The following is a 14,338-nucleotide window of genomic DNA, read 5'->3' on the forward strand; positions in this document are numbered from 1 at the left end:
CGTGACGGCAGTTCGGACGTTGGAGAATTTCGGCTTTAGCGTCGACTACGCGCAAGCCGACGTAGTGGTGGTCGGCGGTGGCGGCGCGGCGTCGCGTGCTGCCGTGTCGGCGGCACAGGCGGGTGCGAAGGTCCTTATGCTGGCCAAGGCGCCGGTCGGACAGGGTGGCAGCACGGTGCACGGCGCTAGCGAAATCATGAGCATGGGGGCATCCGGCTACGGCAGTCCCGACGATAGCGCAACCGTGCACTACGAAGACACGATGCGTCCGGCAGCTGGCTTCATCGACCGCGACCTGGTGCGCGTTCTGGCGGAGGACGCACCGAAGCGCATCGCTGACCTGATCGAACTCGGCGTGCCGTTCGACCGCGTCGACGATGGCTATAAGCTCATCCGCAGCGACTTCGGCAGCTATGCGCGCGCGCTCGGCGTGAAGGGCAAAACCGGCAAGGCCTTCGTGAGCGCGCTCGCGGACGAAGCCAGAAAGCTCGGTGTCGAGACCCGTCAGCCGGCGGCACTGATCGACCTTCTGCGCGATTCGACAGGGCGCGTGAGCGGCGTGGTTGCGATGGACCTCGATTCGCGGCGGCTGCTGGTGGTCTCGGCGGGGGCCGTCGTGCTTGGCACCGGCGGCGCGCACGGTCTGTTCTCGCAGCAGGTGTCGACAGCGGAGATGACCGGTGACGGCCAGGCGATCTGCTTCCGCCACGGCGCAGAACTCGTGAACATGGAGTTCCACCAGTTCGGGCCGGCGATGGTGCACCCTTACGTGCAACTTTTCAGCAAGTCGTGCTTCATCCTGCATCCGAAGATGCTCAATCGCGACGGTCACGAATTCCTCTCGGACTATCTGCCGACGAGCGTGACGCCCGAGGCTGCGATGGACGAGAAAGTCTTCCCGTTCACGATCTCGAACGAGTCGCGCTATATCGATATCGCGATCGCAACGGAAATCGCGCAGGGCAGAGGCACGGAACGCGGCGCGGTGCATTTCTCTTTCGCCGACATCGCCGAGGAACGGCTGGCGGCCACCATTCCGAACACCATGCGCTGGATGCGCGCCAAGGGACTCGATCCGAAGCGTGATCTGCTCGACGTCGGTATTGCTTTTCAGTGCCTGAATGGCGGTGTCCGGATGACCAACACCGACGCGATGTCGACCATCGAGGGGCTCTTCGTGATCGGCGAACTTGCGGGCGGCGTGCGCGGTCCGGATCGTCCGGGCGGCAATTCGCTTGCCGAAGGTCAGGTTTTTGGTCATCGCGCGGGCGTGGGTGCGGCCGTATTCGCACGCGGCAGCGCGGCGCCCGGCACGTCCGATGTGGCGCCCCTTGCACGGCGACTCGAAACGGCGCTAAAACCGAATGCGTCGTTCGACGCTCAACGTATCGCCTCCGATCTGCGTGCAGCGATGCAGGCGCATTGCCTGGTCGAGAAGACGGAAAGCGGTCTGAACATCGCGTTAGCCGCCGCTCGCGAGGCGCGCGCGGAGTTTGCCGCAGGGGGCGCCGCTACGCCGCCGCAGGTGATCGATGCGTTGACGATAGACAACATGGCGACGACTGCCGACGTCATCGTGCAGGCGTGTATCGAGCGGCGCGAATCACGCAGCAGCCACTATCGCACCGACTGTCCTGAGCGCGACGACGCCCGTTTCAATCATGCATTGACCATCACGCGCGGTGAGGCCGACCCGTTCCGTCTCGCCTTCGACGTGCTCGATTACCCTCGTGCCGAACTCACGGACGCATCGCATTCCCAGGTGGCAAATCATGGATAAGAAGCAAGTGGGCCCGTTGTCGGGCTACCGCATTCTCGATCTCACCGTCATGACCGCGGGTCCGGTTGGTACAGTGTTGCTTGCCGACCTCGGCGCGGACGTGATCAAGGTTGAGGAACCGAAGGCCGGTGACCTCTCGCGCAATCTCGGTAATCAATTCGTCGAAGGCGAAAGCGTGCAGTTTTTGTCGCAGAACCGTAACAAGCGCAGCATCCGCCTTGACCTGAAGTCGCCGAAAGGACGCGATGCATTTCTGCGCATGGCGGAGCAGGCGGATGTCGTCGTCGAAAACTTCCGACCGGGCACGGTGGATCGGCTCGGCATCGGCTACGAGGCCGTGAAAGCGCGCAATCCGATGATCGTCTATGCAAGCGTGTCGGCGTTCGGACAAAGCGGTCCTTACGCCGCATGGCCCGCGAACGATCCGATCGTGCAGGCCGTGGCGGGTCTCATGGACATGACGGGCGAAGCGGGCGGCAATCCGGTTCGACTCGGGGCGCCGTTGCCGGACTTCGGCGCGGCTGCGCTGCTCGCGTTCGGCATCTCGGCGGCGCTGTTGCATCGCGAACGGCATGGCGAAGGTCAGCGCATCGATACGTCGCTGCTGTCGGCTGCGCTTTTCAGCACCATCCCGCGCGACGGCGAGACGCTGAGGAGCGGCAAAGCGCCGGAGCGCCTCGGCAGCGGCCATCCGACGATGGTGCCGTATCGTAACTATCAGGGCTCCGATGGCCGCTATTTCTTTGCGGCCTGCTTCACCGAAAAATTCTGGCAGAACCTTTGCCGGGCGTTGGGCCGCGAAGACTTGCTGAGCGATGAACGCTTTGTTGGCAACACCGCGCGGACTGCGAATCGGCATGCGCTCGACGTGATCCTCGAACAGCAGTTTCTACAGCATACCGCCGAATACTGGGTGGCGCATTTGAGTGCCGCGGACGTGCCATGCGCGATCGTGCAGGACTATCACACCGCGTTGACGGAGGACCCGCAGATCGCGCATAACCACGCGGTCGTCGAGATCGAACATCCGCTGGCGGGCAGGATAACGAACATCGCGAGCCCGGTGAATTTTCACGGCAGCCCGGTAGCTTACCGTCGCCCGCCGCCTACACTCGGACAACACACGGTTGAAGTACTTGCCGAGTTCGGTTTCGCAGAGGAGGAGATCGCAGCACTCGAAGGTCGTGAACCGGCCGCTGCCGGAGCGAAATCATGAAATCGTACAAATCGGACTACGTGATCGTCGGCGCGGGGACGGCGGGTTGCGTGCTCGCAAACCGCCTAACCGAAGATCCGAACGTCACAGTGATTCTTGTTGAAGCCGGCGAGCGCGATCGTCACCCGTTCATCCACGTACCGGCCGGCTTCGTGCGATTGCTCGATCATCCAACCGTGACATGGCGCTATCACACGCGGGCCGACGCCGAGACCAGCGGCCGTGCAATCCTGTTTCCGCGTGGACGCGGACTCGGCGGGTCCAGCGCGATCAACGGCCTGCTTTATGTGCGCCCGTTTGCGGAGGATATCGATAGCTGGGAGCAGTCGGGCGCCAAGGGCTGGACTTTCGGCAACTGTCTGCCTTTCTACCGCCGCTCCGAAACGTGGACCGAGGGCAACAGTCCGCAACGCGGCACGCATGGTCCAATCCAGGTCAGCCGGGTTAAGAATCCGCCGGAGATTTGCGGTGCGGTCGTGCAAGCCGCCCAAAAGGCCGGTCTCGAGTTTGTAGATGATCCTAACAGCGACACGCGCGGTCCGTCGATCTGGTACTACCAGCAAACGCGCGACGGACGTCGCCGGTCCAGCGCAGCGCGTGGTTATCTGCGGCCCGCAATGGTGCGGCCGAATCTCACGGTCGTGACCGGCGTCCAGGTGTCCGGGCTCGAAATGAACGGCAAGCACGTGAGCGGCATCAATGCGACGACGACCGCAGGCGTTTCGATGCAGTTTCGCGCGACCCGCGAGGTCATTCTAAGCGCTGGCGTGATCGGCACGCCACGGCTGCTCGAAATGAGTGGCATCGGTGATAAGGACGTGCTCGACAATGCGGGCATTCGAACACGCATCGCGTTACCGGGCGTCGGCAACAATTTGCAAGATCACTATGTAGTCCGGCTCGGCTATCGGGTACGGGGTGCAGGTACCGCGAACGAGCGCTCGCACGGACTCGCGCTCGCGCGCGAGATGATGCGCTACGTCGTGTCGGGGACCGGCGTACTGACCTATAGCGCGGCGATCGTCGGCGGCTTTGCACAGACGCGGCTCGCAACCCGGCCCGACGTGCAGTTCGTGATCGCGCCAGGCAGCTTCGTCGAGGGACGGATCGGGGTGCTGGAGTCGGAGCCCGGCGTCTCCTGCGGCGTCTGGCAGATGCGCCCGGAAAGCCGTGGGCACGTGCACATTACCAGCAGCGAGATGACGGCAGCGCCGACGATCGCACCGTCATACCTCAGTAGCGAACTGGACCGCAACACGATGGTGGAAGGACTCAAGATCGGCCGCCGGATCTTCGCGCAGCCCGAGGTCGCCCGCTATATCGTCGACGAAACCGTACCTGGCCGTCAGGCGGACACCGATGAGGCGTTACTACAATACGTGCGTGACAATGGCTCGACTGTGTATCACGCGGTTGGCACGTGCCGGATGGGAGAGGGCGAAATGAGCGTCGTCGATTCTGAGATGCGGGTGCGCGGAACGACCGGCCTGCGCATCGTCGACGGGTCGGTGATGCCGTCGATAACCTCGACGAACACCAATGCGACGGTGCTGATGCTGGCCGAGCGCGCAGCTGACATGATCCGGTCGCCTATGACGGCGCGCACTGCTTCGACATATTCGAAGGAGACGGTATGAAAGTGCTGGTAGGTGTAAAGCGAGTGGTCGACTACAACGTAAAGGTCCGGGTCAAGTCGGACGGCACGGGTGTCGACATTGCGAGCATGAAGATGTCGATGAATCCGTTCGATGAAATCGCGGTTGAGGAAGCGGTGCGGTTGAAGGAAGCCGGCGTGGTTAGCGAGGTGGTGGCGGTTTCTTGCGGTGTTGCTCAGGCGCAGGAGACGCTGCGTACGGCGTTGGCGATAGGCGCGGATCGTGCTGTGTTGATCGAGTCATCCGAAGACCTGCAGCCTCTGGCCGTTGCCAAACTGCTCAAGGCGCTGGTCGACAAGGAACAGCCTTCGTTGGTATTGCTCGGCAAGCAGGCCATCGACGACGACTCGAACCAGACCGGGCAGATGCTTGCCGCTTTGGCTAACCTTCCGCAAGCGACGTTCGCTTCGAAGGTCGTTGTGGCTGACGGGAAGGCGACCGTGTCGCGCGAAGTGGACGGCGGAGCTGAAACGCTGTCGCTGACGCTGCCGGCCGTAGTGACGACCGACCTGCGTCTCAACGAGCCGCGCTACGTCACGTTGCCCAACATCATGAAGGCGAAGAAAAAGCCGCTGGAAACGCTCAAGCCAGCGGATCTCGGCGTTGATGTCGCTCCCCGCTTGAAGACGTTGAAGGTGGCAGAGCCGCCCATGCGCAGTGCGGGCGTGCTGGTGTCCGATGTAAAGACGCTGGTCGAGAAACTGAAGACCGAAGCCAAGGTGCTGTAAGGGGAGCGCGAAGAAATGATGATTTTGGTAATTGCCGAACATGACAACGCATCGATCAAGGGCGCCACGTTGAATACCGTTGCTGCCGCACAGAAAATCGGTGGCGACGTCCACGTTCTAGTCGCGGGCCACAATGCGCAAGGCGCGGCCGACGCAGCAGCGAAGATCGCTGGCGTGGCGAAGGTGCTGCTGGCCGATGCACCGCAATTGGCCGAAGGGCTCGTGGAAAACGTCGAAGCGACCGTGCTGAACATCGCGAAGGATTACTCGCACATCGTGGCGCCGGCCACGGCCTACGGCAAGAACGTTGCGCCGCGCGTGGCGGCGAAGCTCGACGTCGCGCAGATCAGCGAAATTACGGCGGTGGTGTCGAGCGATACGTTCGAGCGCCCGATCTATGCGGGCAACGCCATCGCCACGGTGCAATCGGGCGATGCGATCAAGGTGATCACCGTGCGTGCGACGGGTTTCGACGCCGTCGCGCTTGACGGTGGGAACGCATCGGTGGAAAAGATCGAAGCGGCGGCGGATCGCGGTATTTCACAGTTCGTGAACCGCGAAGTCACGAAGCTTGATCGTCCGGAGCTGACGAGCGCGAACATCATCGTGTCGGGAGGCCGGGGCCTCGGCAGCGGCGAGAACTACACGAAGGTGCTCGAGCCGCTGGCGGACAAGCTCGGTGCGGCACTGGGCGCCTCGCGCGCAGCGGTGGACGCAGGCTACGTGCCGAACGACTACCAAGTGGGGCAGACGGGCAAGATCGTCGCGCCGCAGCTTTACGTGGCCGTCGGCATTTCGGGCGCGATCCAGCACCTGGCCGGCATGAAGGACTCAAAGGTGATCGTGGCGATCAACAAAGATCCCGAGGCACCGATCTTCAGCGTTGCTGACTACGGCCTTATCGGCGACCTTTTCACGACTGTCCCCGATCTGGTTGGGCAATGGCCGTGATGTCTGTACTGATGTGATGGACATGACGTTGGGCTTCGGCGGCGGCAATGGACGCAATGCAACGAATACGTATTGAGGCGGCGGTAGTGGGAAATGCCGACGATGCGGCCCTCTGGCGTTGGTTCTCGGCGCTTTTGAAGGAGCGCCGTATTCGGTGGCGTTGGTGCTTCGACAATTGGATCGTGAACGTTGACCGAACTCACGTTGCCACCGAAAGCAGCTTCGATCGTGCGGGTCGGCGCTGCGAAAGAGACCGCGAAGATCGAGGGATCGGCTGTTTCATGCACAACGGCGAAGCGTCGCATCGATGACCGTAAAATCGCTGATCGCTCGCCGTACTCTCACCGTAAGCTGCCGTTCGCAAGGTTGAGCGGCGAGCGGCCGGTCTGGGTGTGCGCTCTGAAAAGGTGACGCTTTCCAGCGGGTCCAAGCCCCGCCCGGAAAATGCTGCAGCCGGAAGCAACCTAGAAGGACTTTCCCTTTTGCGAGCTTGGGGTTCATTCGGTCATTGATTGATTCTCGAGCGCGGTGCGGTGAACGTCGCATGCTGCGTTCTTCGGGGGCCGGCCCAGCGCCGGGCTTGGCACATACATAACGAGCCGGCTCATGAATGGTTACTACAACCTGGCGCAACCGTCGCGGTGGACGGCGCGCGCTGAGTCCTATTGCGGTAAGTCAGTCGCTGCCGGCGTCGGGGCCTTGAGTGTCGAATCCGGCGACCTCGCGCAGCGCTTGCAGCATCGCCCGCGCACCCGGTGAGAGCCTGTCCCCGCGCCGTGTGACGATGCCCGCCGGCCCGAGCTTCAAATCGAGTTCGAACGGTAGCGGCTCGAGCGCACCGGCAATGCAATACGGCCGCACCGGCTCGCGCGCAAGCGGCGCGATCATATCGCTCATTTGCAGCAGACTCGTGATGACAGGCAGCGATGAGCTCTCGACCACATCCGTTGGCAACGCGAGCTGCCGTTCAAGGAAAAGTTGCGTGAACTGATTGCGCATCACGTTGCCCTTCGGCGGCAAGATCCACGTTTGCGGCGCCAGTTCGTTCCAGCTCAGAGTCTTGCGCCTGACGAGCGGATGGCCAACGCGTGCGAATAGCGCGTGCTGTGCTTCTGCGAGCGGGGCGTAGTGCAGTTCCGCCAGATCGTCCCGATTGCGGATTCGCGCGACGATCATATCCAGCTTGCCTTCCAGCAGACGCTGCACCAGCACCTCGCTGAACTCCATCTCGATGTTGATGCGAATCTGCGGAAAACGCTTCTTGAGCAGCGCCACGGCTTGCGGCACGAGGTTGGTGGCCGCCGTGACCTCGGTGCCGATCATCGCCTGCCCGGTCACGCCGGCCTTGAGCGCGGACACTTCGTCGTACGCGTGCCGCAACTCCGCCAGCGCGCTGCGCGCATGGCGGATCAGCACCTCGCCGTACCAGGTAGGCTCGACACCGCGCGGATGCCGTTCGAACAATGGCACACCCATCGTCTCTTCCAGTTCCCGCAGCAACTTGGTCGCCCCGGGCTGGGTCATGTGCGCGGCGTCCGCCGCGCGCAATACCGAGCGATGGGTGTCGAGCTGAACGATCAGGGCCAATTGGCGCGTCTTCAGGCGCGTGGGGTCGAAGCGGCCCGTCGCGATGCCCCCCGCGCCGGTGTCCGGATGAATGGCCGAGTTCACCATGTCGTCTCCATGTATTCCGTATCGATATAGATTTTGCGATATTTTTCATTATAAAAGCATATCGATCGATTCTACTATGCAGCAGACGCCCTGCATTCCACGGGCGGGCGGTTTCCCATCACAGGCATCGAGACTGGTTGCATCCAGCATCCGCGCATGCAGCCGCACAGGAGATGAACAAGCAATGAACATCCGTACCGCAGACTTCCCGCCGGAAGGCATCACTACCGACGAGTTCCTCGGCCGCGTCGCCAAGGTCCGCAGCGCGCTCGACAAGGCGGGCCTGGTCGGCCTGCTTGCATTCGGCGATTGCTGGCGTGGCGCGAACATCGGCTACTTCACCGAGTTCCGCCCGCTCGACGGCGTATCGGACATTGCAAACGCGATCCTGCTGCTGCCGGTGGACGGCGACCCCGTGCTGTTCGTGTCGGATCAATGCCTCGATTACGCGACGAGCGTGACCGCCTTCGAGGTGCGCAGCCTGCGTGAAGTCACGCAAGAGGTGCAGGTATTTTCGGCGCGGCACCGCAGCGGCACGGTCGGGCTCGCCGGCGCCGCCTATATTCCCGCGGACCTGTTGCAGCGCCTGGATGTCGGTCTTGGCGAACTGAAGCTCGAACCGACGATGGTGCTGGCCGAAATCAAGGCAATCAAGAGCGAGGCCGAAGTCGCGCTGATGCGCAAAGCCGCTGCCTTGACCGATTCGGCGATGGCCGCGATTCGCGACGCGCTCGCCGACCGCCGTCCCTACACGGAGCGTGAACTCGCTTTAATCGCTGACCGCGCGATGCTCGCGGGAGGAGCGGACCGGACCGCGTTCGATTCGATGGTGCAATCCGGTCCGCGCTCGGCCTATAACCTGGCGCGCCCCACCGACCGCATCCTGCAACCGGGGGATCTCATCATGACCGACATCGGTGCGCGTTATCGTGGGTACGTGGCCGATGGCGGACGCGGTTTCACCTACGGTCCGGCGACTCCCGAGAAAATGGCGATCGTCGCGGCAGCGGCGCGCGCGGTCGAAGCGGGGCTGGCCGCGGCGCGTCCCGGCATGGCGGCCATGGAACTGAACGCGGTGATCCAGCAGGCGCTGGTGAAATCGAACTACGAGCAATACTCAAGCGAAGCGCGCGGCCACGGCACCGGTCACGGCACCGGCATGGATCCAGAAGAAGAAGCGCCGTGGATCGGGCCGGGCAACAGGACCGTGTTGCAGGAAAACATGGTCTTTACCCTGAAGGCGACGATCACGGTGCCGAACGTCGGTGGTTTGCGCACGGAACGTATCGTGCGGCTGACCTCGGGCGGCGTCGAAACGCTCGACCAGTTCCCGATGGAACTGCACTGGTAAGCCCAGTGAACCGATCGTAACGTGCGGGCGAACCCGCGCCGCCGAGACGCAGCAGTTCAAAATATAGATTCCCAGAGAAGGGAGGAGACGTGAATACATCGCCCATTTCATCCGGCAACGCGCCGGTTATCAGCCGGTCGGCCGTCAACCGTGTGCTGGTCGCTTCGGTGGTCGGGACCGCCATCGAGTGGTACGACTTTTTTCTCTATGCCACCGCTTCGGCGCTGGTCTTCGCCAAGCTGTTTTTCCCCTCGTTCGATCCGATGGTCGGCACCATCGCTGCGTTCGGCAGTTTTGCGGTCGGCTATCTCGCACGGCCATTCGGGGCCGTGTTTTTCGGGCACTTTGGCGATCGCATCGGACGTAAGGCGACGCTCGTCGCGACGCTGACGATCATGGGCGTCGGCACTTTCGTGATCGGCCTGCTGCCGACTTACGCCTCGATCGGCGTCTGGGCGCCGATCCTGCTGGTCGCGATGCGCTTCCTGCAAGGGCTCGGCGTCGGCGGCGAATGGGGCGGCGCGGTGCTGATGGTGGTCGAAACGGCGCCGGCCAGGAAACGTGGCTTCTTCGGCGCATTCCCCCAATTGGGCGTGCCGCTCGGACTGATGCTCTCGACCGCGGTGTTCAAAGCCGTCTCGAGTCTGCCGTCAGACGCGTTCTATTCATGGGGATGGCGCCTGCCGTTCCTGCTGAGCGTCGCGCTGATCGCGATCGGCCTGTTCATCCGCCTGCGCGTCATGGAGTCGCCGGTATTCGAACAGATCAAGGCGAGCAAGCAGGTTGTGAAGGCGCCGCTGATCGAATTGCTGCGCCGGCATCCGAAAGACCTCGTGCTGACGATCGGCACGCGCTTCGCGGTCGACATCACCTTCAACGTGATCAACGTGTTCGTGCTGGTATACGGAACGACGCGGCTCGGCTTGTCGCGTGGACTACTGCTGAACGCCATCATTGTGGGCTGCGCGTTTGCGCTGATCACGCTGCCGCTGTTCGGCAAACTGTCGGACGTTATTGGACGCCGGACCGTCTTCATGCTCGGCGCGGTGTTCGTGGCGATCTATGGATTCGCGTTCTTTCCGTTGCTTGAGACACGCAGTCCGACCTTGATTTTCGTGGCATACGTCTGCGGTATCGCGTTGAGCCAGGCTTCGGTGTACGGGGTGCAATCGACGTGGTTTGCGGAACTGTTCGGGACGCGGGTGCGCTATACGGGTGCTTCGCTGCCGTATCAGATCGCCGGCATCATCACGTCAGGACCGACGCCATTGATCGCCACCTATCTGTTCGCGACGTATGGCCAGACGCTGCCCATTTCGATCTATATCGCGGCGACAGGGTTGCTGAGCCTGGTGTGCGCCTTTTTTCTTGCTGAGACTTTCAAGCGGAATCTGTCCGCAGAGCCGGAAGACGAGGCGGCCGCAGCGCTGGGCGCGCGTGCGTCAGCGCACTCGCCGCAACCCCTGTCGCGCTGAGCGCAAAAAAGTGATCATCACCTCGTCGCATTTGCGCAGGGCAATGCGAAGGGCTGGCATCATAGTGCGTGGGACGTGCCGGCTGTCGACGATGTTGGTCTCGGAAAGCTGCAGATGCGGCAGGCCGGATATGCGAAAGGACGGGGCGTGGGTCGGCACGTATTGGGGTCGAACTACTTCCACTATGTGCGCGATCCGTGGGGCTCGTTCTGGGAATATTCGGCAGACATCGACTATGTGGGCGCAGACACCGAGTGGCCGCGCGGCAGATTGGCCGTGATTCAGAGGATCCGGCAGCGCACGGCGTATCGCTGCTTGAAGAGCCTACCCGTTGTGGCTGGACGTGGCACTGGGCGCACCCATTCTGTATTCCGATTGGCGGCCCAATTATCGTTCCGCAATCCTGCGGCGGCTGCACTTTCCTTTGCGGTCGTTGGCGATGCGGTCGTATGAACGCCGGCTCGGCCGAAACGCGAGTGAGTCTTGACGACCGTCGGGTTGCATCAGTCCGCTCTTCAAATTCATCGCCGGAAAGCGGCCATTGGAATTCCGCTTCCCGGAAGCGGCCGGTCGTCAACGCGCACTGCCGACCCCTATCCGCCGTTCGATGCCGCGTAGCCTACACGTCCGCTTCCGAGGTAAAGCGGCCACGCCAGAGTAAGCCTAACGAGGAACCGTCAGTGCCTGTCCTTGCGGATGTTAGCCAGGAAGCGCGCGATGGCCATACCTGCCAAGACCACCGACATGAAAAACCGAGCTCGGGATCGGTGTCTTGACGAGAGTTGCGCACGCTGGCGCTGCCTGCTGGAAACCTTGGTCTCCATCGAGATTGCTCCCGCTCAACAAATTGTGCCGACGTGGTATATGATGAGCATCATGCAAAAGTCATCATTCGATCAGAAAACTGCCAGCCGTAAGGAAATCACGCACGAGCGCATCGTCGAGGTTGCCGCGCGCGCGATTCGGCGCAGCGGCTACGCCGGGACGGGAGTGGCCGACATCATGAAGGAGGCCGGTCTGACGCACGGCGGCTTCTACGCGCACTTTCCATCGCGCGAGGTGCTGCTTGCCGAAGCGGCTGACCGCGCCGGTGCTGAGGCCGTGGCCCGGTCGGAGCAGATCGCCGCATCCGTGCCTCCGGAGCAGGCATTGCCGTCGATGGTGCGCGCCTATCTATCGAAGGAGCACCGTGAAGCCATAGAGACGGGCTGCCCGGTTTCCGCCCTTGGCTCGGAGATGCCGCGCCAAGCGCCGGTCGTGCGGCGCGCGGCCACCCGCCGCATCAAGGAGATGATCGATGTCGTTGCGCGCCAATTGCCCGATTGGGGCCAACCGGGCGCGCATGAGCAGGCACTTATGACCGTTGCAACCATGGTCGGCACATTAGTGCTGGCGCGCGCCGTCGACGACCCCAAGCTGTCGGACAGTTTTCTTGAAGCCGCATTGAAAAAATTCGCGTCCACTGATGAGTAAATCCGCGTACCCTGCGTGCGCTTTTGATGGGCCAAAAATATGATGATCATCATATTTTTGGCAAGATGAATGCTTGACCAAAGACCTGAAGATCATTTCTCACTCCCCGAAGGACATCATGAAAACCGGAATAGCGCTTGTTACAGGTGCCTCTTCAGGCATCGGCGAAGCCACGGCAACCCGCCTTGCGGAAGCCGGATACAAAGTCTACGGCACTAGCCGGCGCGGTGCGTTAGCGGGCCAGCGGAGGTTCGAGATGTTGCCGCTGGACGTGACTAGCGACGAATCAGTCGAAGCAGCCGTCAAGGAGGTGCTGCGCCTACACGGCCGCATCGATCTCCTGGTAAACAACGCCGGCTTCGGGGTCGCCCCCGCCGCCGCAGAAGAGAGTTCGCTTGACCAGGCCCGTGCGATCTTCGATACGAACTTCTTCGGGATCGTCCGCATGACGCGTGCCGTGCTGCCCCATATGCGACAACAAGGTCGCGGCCGCATCATCAACATCGGCTCCGTGCTGGGTTTCTTACCGATGCCCTATATGGCGCTGTATTCCGCCACCAAGCATGCGGTGGCAGGCTATTCGGAGTCGCTCGATCATGAGTTACGTACGATGGGCATCCGGGTATCGGTCATTGAGCCTGCCTACATCAAAACGCCTTTCGACGCGAACTTCATGGCCCCTGACGCCCCGCTTGACGCGTACCACGAGGTGCGCGCGGCCGTGGACAAGAGAGTCGAGGAGGTGGTCGAGAATGCCGACGGCCCTGAGGTTGTGGCCGAAACTGTATTGCAGGCCGCGCTCGCGGCTCGCCCGAGACTCCGCTATGCAGCGGGCGGCCTCGCCGGACGCCTCCGATTGCTGCGCAGATTTGCGCCTGCGGGCCTAGTGGACGCCGGCATTCGCAAAGATCTGCGGCTCGCAACGTGGAGCTGTTACTCACGCAACAAGAAACCGTCAAGGAACAAAGAACCATGATGAAGGCATTCGTCGTCGATCGATATGGACGCAAGAATGGCGTACGAGCTGGCGATATGCCGGTCCCGGAACTGCGTGAGGACGGCGTATTGATCCAGATTTACGCCGCTGGCGTGAACCCGCTTGATTCGAAGATCAGGGATGGAGAGTTCAAGCTCATTCTGCCCTATCGTTTGCCGCTGATTCTGGGCAACGACCTGGCCGGGGTCGTTGTCCGCGTCGGATCGCGTGTGCGGCGATTCAAGGCGGGCGATGAAGTATATGCGCGACCGCCCAAAAATCGCATCGGTACTTTCGCGGAATTCATCGCGATCAATGAAGATGCCGTGGCCCTCAAGCCCAAAACGCTCAGTATGGAAGAAGCGGCTTCAATCCCGTTGGTGGGCTTGACCGCCTGGCAGGCGCTGATCGAACGAGGGCAACTGAAGAAAGGGCAGAAGGTGCTCATACACGCCGGCTCGGGCGGCGTTGGCACCTTTGCTATTCAACTGGCGAAGCATCTGGGCGCGACCGTCGCGACGACAGCGAGCGCCGCGAATGCCGGATTGATGAAGCAACTCGGTGCCGACATCATCATCGATTACAAGAAGGACGACTTTGCCGCTGTATTGAAAGACTGCGACGTGGTACTGGATATGCAGGGCGGAAATACGCTCGAAAATCACTGCAAGTGCTCAAGCCGGGTGGCAAGCTCATTGGGATCGCCGGTTCGCCCGATCCTGATTTTGCTAAGCAGATGGGTGCCTCCTGGTTCCTGAAAACGGCGATGCGGTTTCTAAGCTATCGCATCCGAAAAGCAGCGAGACGTCGTGACGTCGGCTATTCATTCCTCTTTATGCGTGCCGATGGAGGCCAGCTAGCCCAGATCGCCAAGCTCGTCGACGTAGCTGCGATAAGGCCTGTGATTGATCGGATTTTCCCGTTCGAATCAACGCAAGAGGCTTTGGCTTACGTCGAAACAGGACGTGCAAAGGGTAAGGTCGTCATCAAGATCCGATAGTAGAAGGGATCGCTGTTTGTTTCCGCGCAGAGGCAACGGCGCTTGCTCGACGTGAAGTT

11 protein-coding genes and 2 pseudogenes are annotated in these 14,338 nt (G+C 62.0%); 12 read left to right on the plus strand and 1 reads right to left on the minus strand.

The window, feature by feature from the left end:
- Position 1 precedes the first annotated feature (1 nt).
- Genes VOM14_RS10405 through VOM14_RS10430 form a run of 6 tightly spaced genes read left to right on the plus strand, consistent with a single transcriptional unit; the run spans position 2 to position 6,641 of the window.
- Positions 2-1,780: an FAD-dependent oxidoreductase gene (locus VOM14_RS10405; RefSeq protein WP_327628636.1), complete on the plus strand. Its 1,779-nt coding sequence runs from the start codon at positions 2-4 to the stop codon at positions 1,778-1,780.
- A complete protein-coding gene (locus VOM14_RS10410) occupies positions 1,773-2,996 on the plus strand; it encodes a CaiB/BaiF CoA transferase family protein (RefSeq protein WP_327628637.1) in 1,224 nt (407 codons plus the stop codon). The genes VOM14_RS10405 and VOM14_RS10410 overlap by 8 nt, the downstream gene beginning before the upstream one ends.
- Positions 2,993-4,633: a GMC family oxidoreductase gene (locus tag VOM14_RS10415; protein ID WP_327628638.1), complete on the plus strand. Its 1,641-nt coding sequence runs from the start codon at positions 2,993-2,995 to the stop codon at positions 4,631-4,633. Before VOM14_RS10410 ends, VOM14_RS10415 begins: the two co-directional genes overlap by 4 nt.
- Entirely contained in the window at positions 4,630-5,379 is a 750-nt protein-coding gene (locus VOM14_RS10420; protein WP_327628639.1) for an electron transfer flavoprotein subunit beta/FixA family protein, read from the plus strand. Before VOM14_RS10415 ends, VOM14_RS10420 begins: the two co-directional genes overlap by 4 nt.
- A gap of 15 nt (positions 5,380-5,394) precedes the next feature.
- The gene (locus VOM14_RS10425) at positions 5,395-6,330 is read left to right on the plus strand and encodes an electron transfer flavoprotein subunit alpha/FixB family protein (protein WP_327628640.1); all 936 of its coding nucleotides are present in this window, start codon (positions 5,395-5,397) and stop codon (positions 6,328-6,330) included.
- A 47-nt stretch (positions 6,331-6,377) separates the two neighbouring features.
- On the plus strand, positions 6,378-6,641 hold the full coding sequence (locus VOM14_RS10430; protein ID WP_327628641.1) for a hypothetical protein: 264 nt from the start codon (positions 6,378-6,380) through the stop codon (positions 6,639-6,641).
- Positions 6,642-7,005: 364 nt separating this feature from the next.
- Here the strand turns inward: VOM14_RS10430 and VOM14_RS10435 are convergent, their stop codons facing one another.
- On the minus strand, positions 7,006-8,004 hold the full coding sequence (locus tag VOM14_RS10435) for a LysR substrate-binding domain-containing protein (RefSeq protein WP_327628642.1): 999 nt from the start codon (positions 8,002-8,004) through the stop codon (positions 7,006-7,008).
- 184 nt (positions 8,005-8,188) lie between these two features.
- Between VOM14_RS10435 and VOM14_RS10440 the strand changes: the two genes are divergently transcribed.
- The 6 genes and pseudogenes from VOM14_RS10440 (at position 8,189) to VOM14_RS10465 (ending at position 14,279) form a co-directional block, all read left to right on the plus strand.
- Entirely contained in the window at positions 8,189-9,355 is a 1,167-nt protein-coding gene (locus VOM14_RS10440) for a M24 family metallopeptidase (RefSeq protein WP_327628643.1), read from the plus strand.
- 89 nt (positions 9,356-9,444) lie between these two features.
- The gene (locus tag VOM14_RS10445; RefSeq protein WP_327628644.1) at positions 9,445-10,830 is read left to right on the plus strand and encodes an MFS transporter; all 1,386 of its coding nucleotides are present in this window, start codon (positions 9,445-9,447) and stop codon (positions 10,828-10,830) included.
- A 9-nt stretch (positions 10,831-10,839) separates the two neighbouring features.
- Positions 10,840-11,097: pseudogene (locus VOM14_RS10450) on the plus strand (VOC family protein); the annotation flags it as partial.
- A gap of 597 nt (positions 11,098-11,694) precedes the next feature.
- On the plus strand, positions 11,695-12,303 hold the full coding sequence (locus VOM14_RS10455) for a TetR/AcrR family transcriptional regulator (RefSeq protein ID WP_327629060.1): 609 nt from the start codon (positions 11,695-11,697) through the stop codon (positions 12,301-12,303).
- 118 nt (positions 12,304-12,421) lie between these two features.
- On the plus strand, positions 12,422-13,279 hold the full coding sequence (locus tag VOM14_RS10460; RefSeq protein WP_327629061.1) for an oxidoreductase: 858 nt from the start codon (positions 12,422-12,424) through the stop codon (positions 13,277-13,279).
- A pseudogene (locus VOM14_RS10465) lies at positions 13,279-14,279 on the plus strand (NADP-dependent oxidoreductase). Before VOM14_RS10460 ends, VOM14_RS10465 begins: the two are co-directional and overlap by 1 nt.
- The last annotated feature ends 59 nt before the right edge of the window (positions 14,280-14,338 follow it).

Origin of the sequence: Paraburkholderia sp. MPAMCS5 (assembly GCF_036016995.1) — a bacterium.
GTDB lineage: Bacteria > Pseudomonadota > Gammaproteobacteria > Burkholderiales > Burkholderiaceae > Paraburkholderia.

Coding starts and splice junctions, on each gene's coding strand:
- VOM14_RS10425 (WP_327628640.1), top strand. CDS start 5,395: ATGATGATTTTGGTAATTGCCGAACATGACAACGCATCGATCAAGGGC.
- VOM14_RS10435 (WP_327628642.1), bottom strand. CDS start 8,004: ATGGTGAACTCGGCCATTCATCCGGACACCGGCGCGGGGGGCATCGCG.
- VOM14_RS10455 (WP_327629060.1), top strand. CDS start 11,695: ATGATGAGCATCATGCAAAAGTCATCATTCGATCAGAAAACTGCCAGC.
- VOM14_RS10415 (WP_327628638.1), top strand. CDS start 2,993: ATGAAATCGTACAAATCGGACTACGTGATCGTCGGCGCGGGGACGGCG.
- VOM14_RS10460 (WP_327629061.1), top strand. CDS start 12,422: ATGAAAACCGGAATAGCGCTTGTTACAGGTGCCTCTTCAGGCATCGGC.
- VOM14_RS10430 (WP_327628641.1), top strand. CDS start 6,378: ATGGACGCAATGCAACGAATACGTATTGAGGCGGCGGTAGTGGGAAAT.
- VOM14_RS10410 (WP_327628637.1), top strand. CDS start 1,773: ATGGATAAGAAGCAAGTGGGCCCGTTGTCGGGCTACCGCATTCTCGAT.
- VOM14_RS10420 (WP_327628639.1), top strand. CDS start 4,630: ATGAAAGTGCTGGTAGGTGTAAAGCGAGTGGTCGACTACAACGTAAAG.
- VOM14_RS10440 (WP_327628643.1), top strand. CDS start 8,189: ATGAACATCCGTACCGCAGACTTCCCGCCGGAAGGCATCACTACCGAC.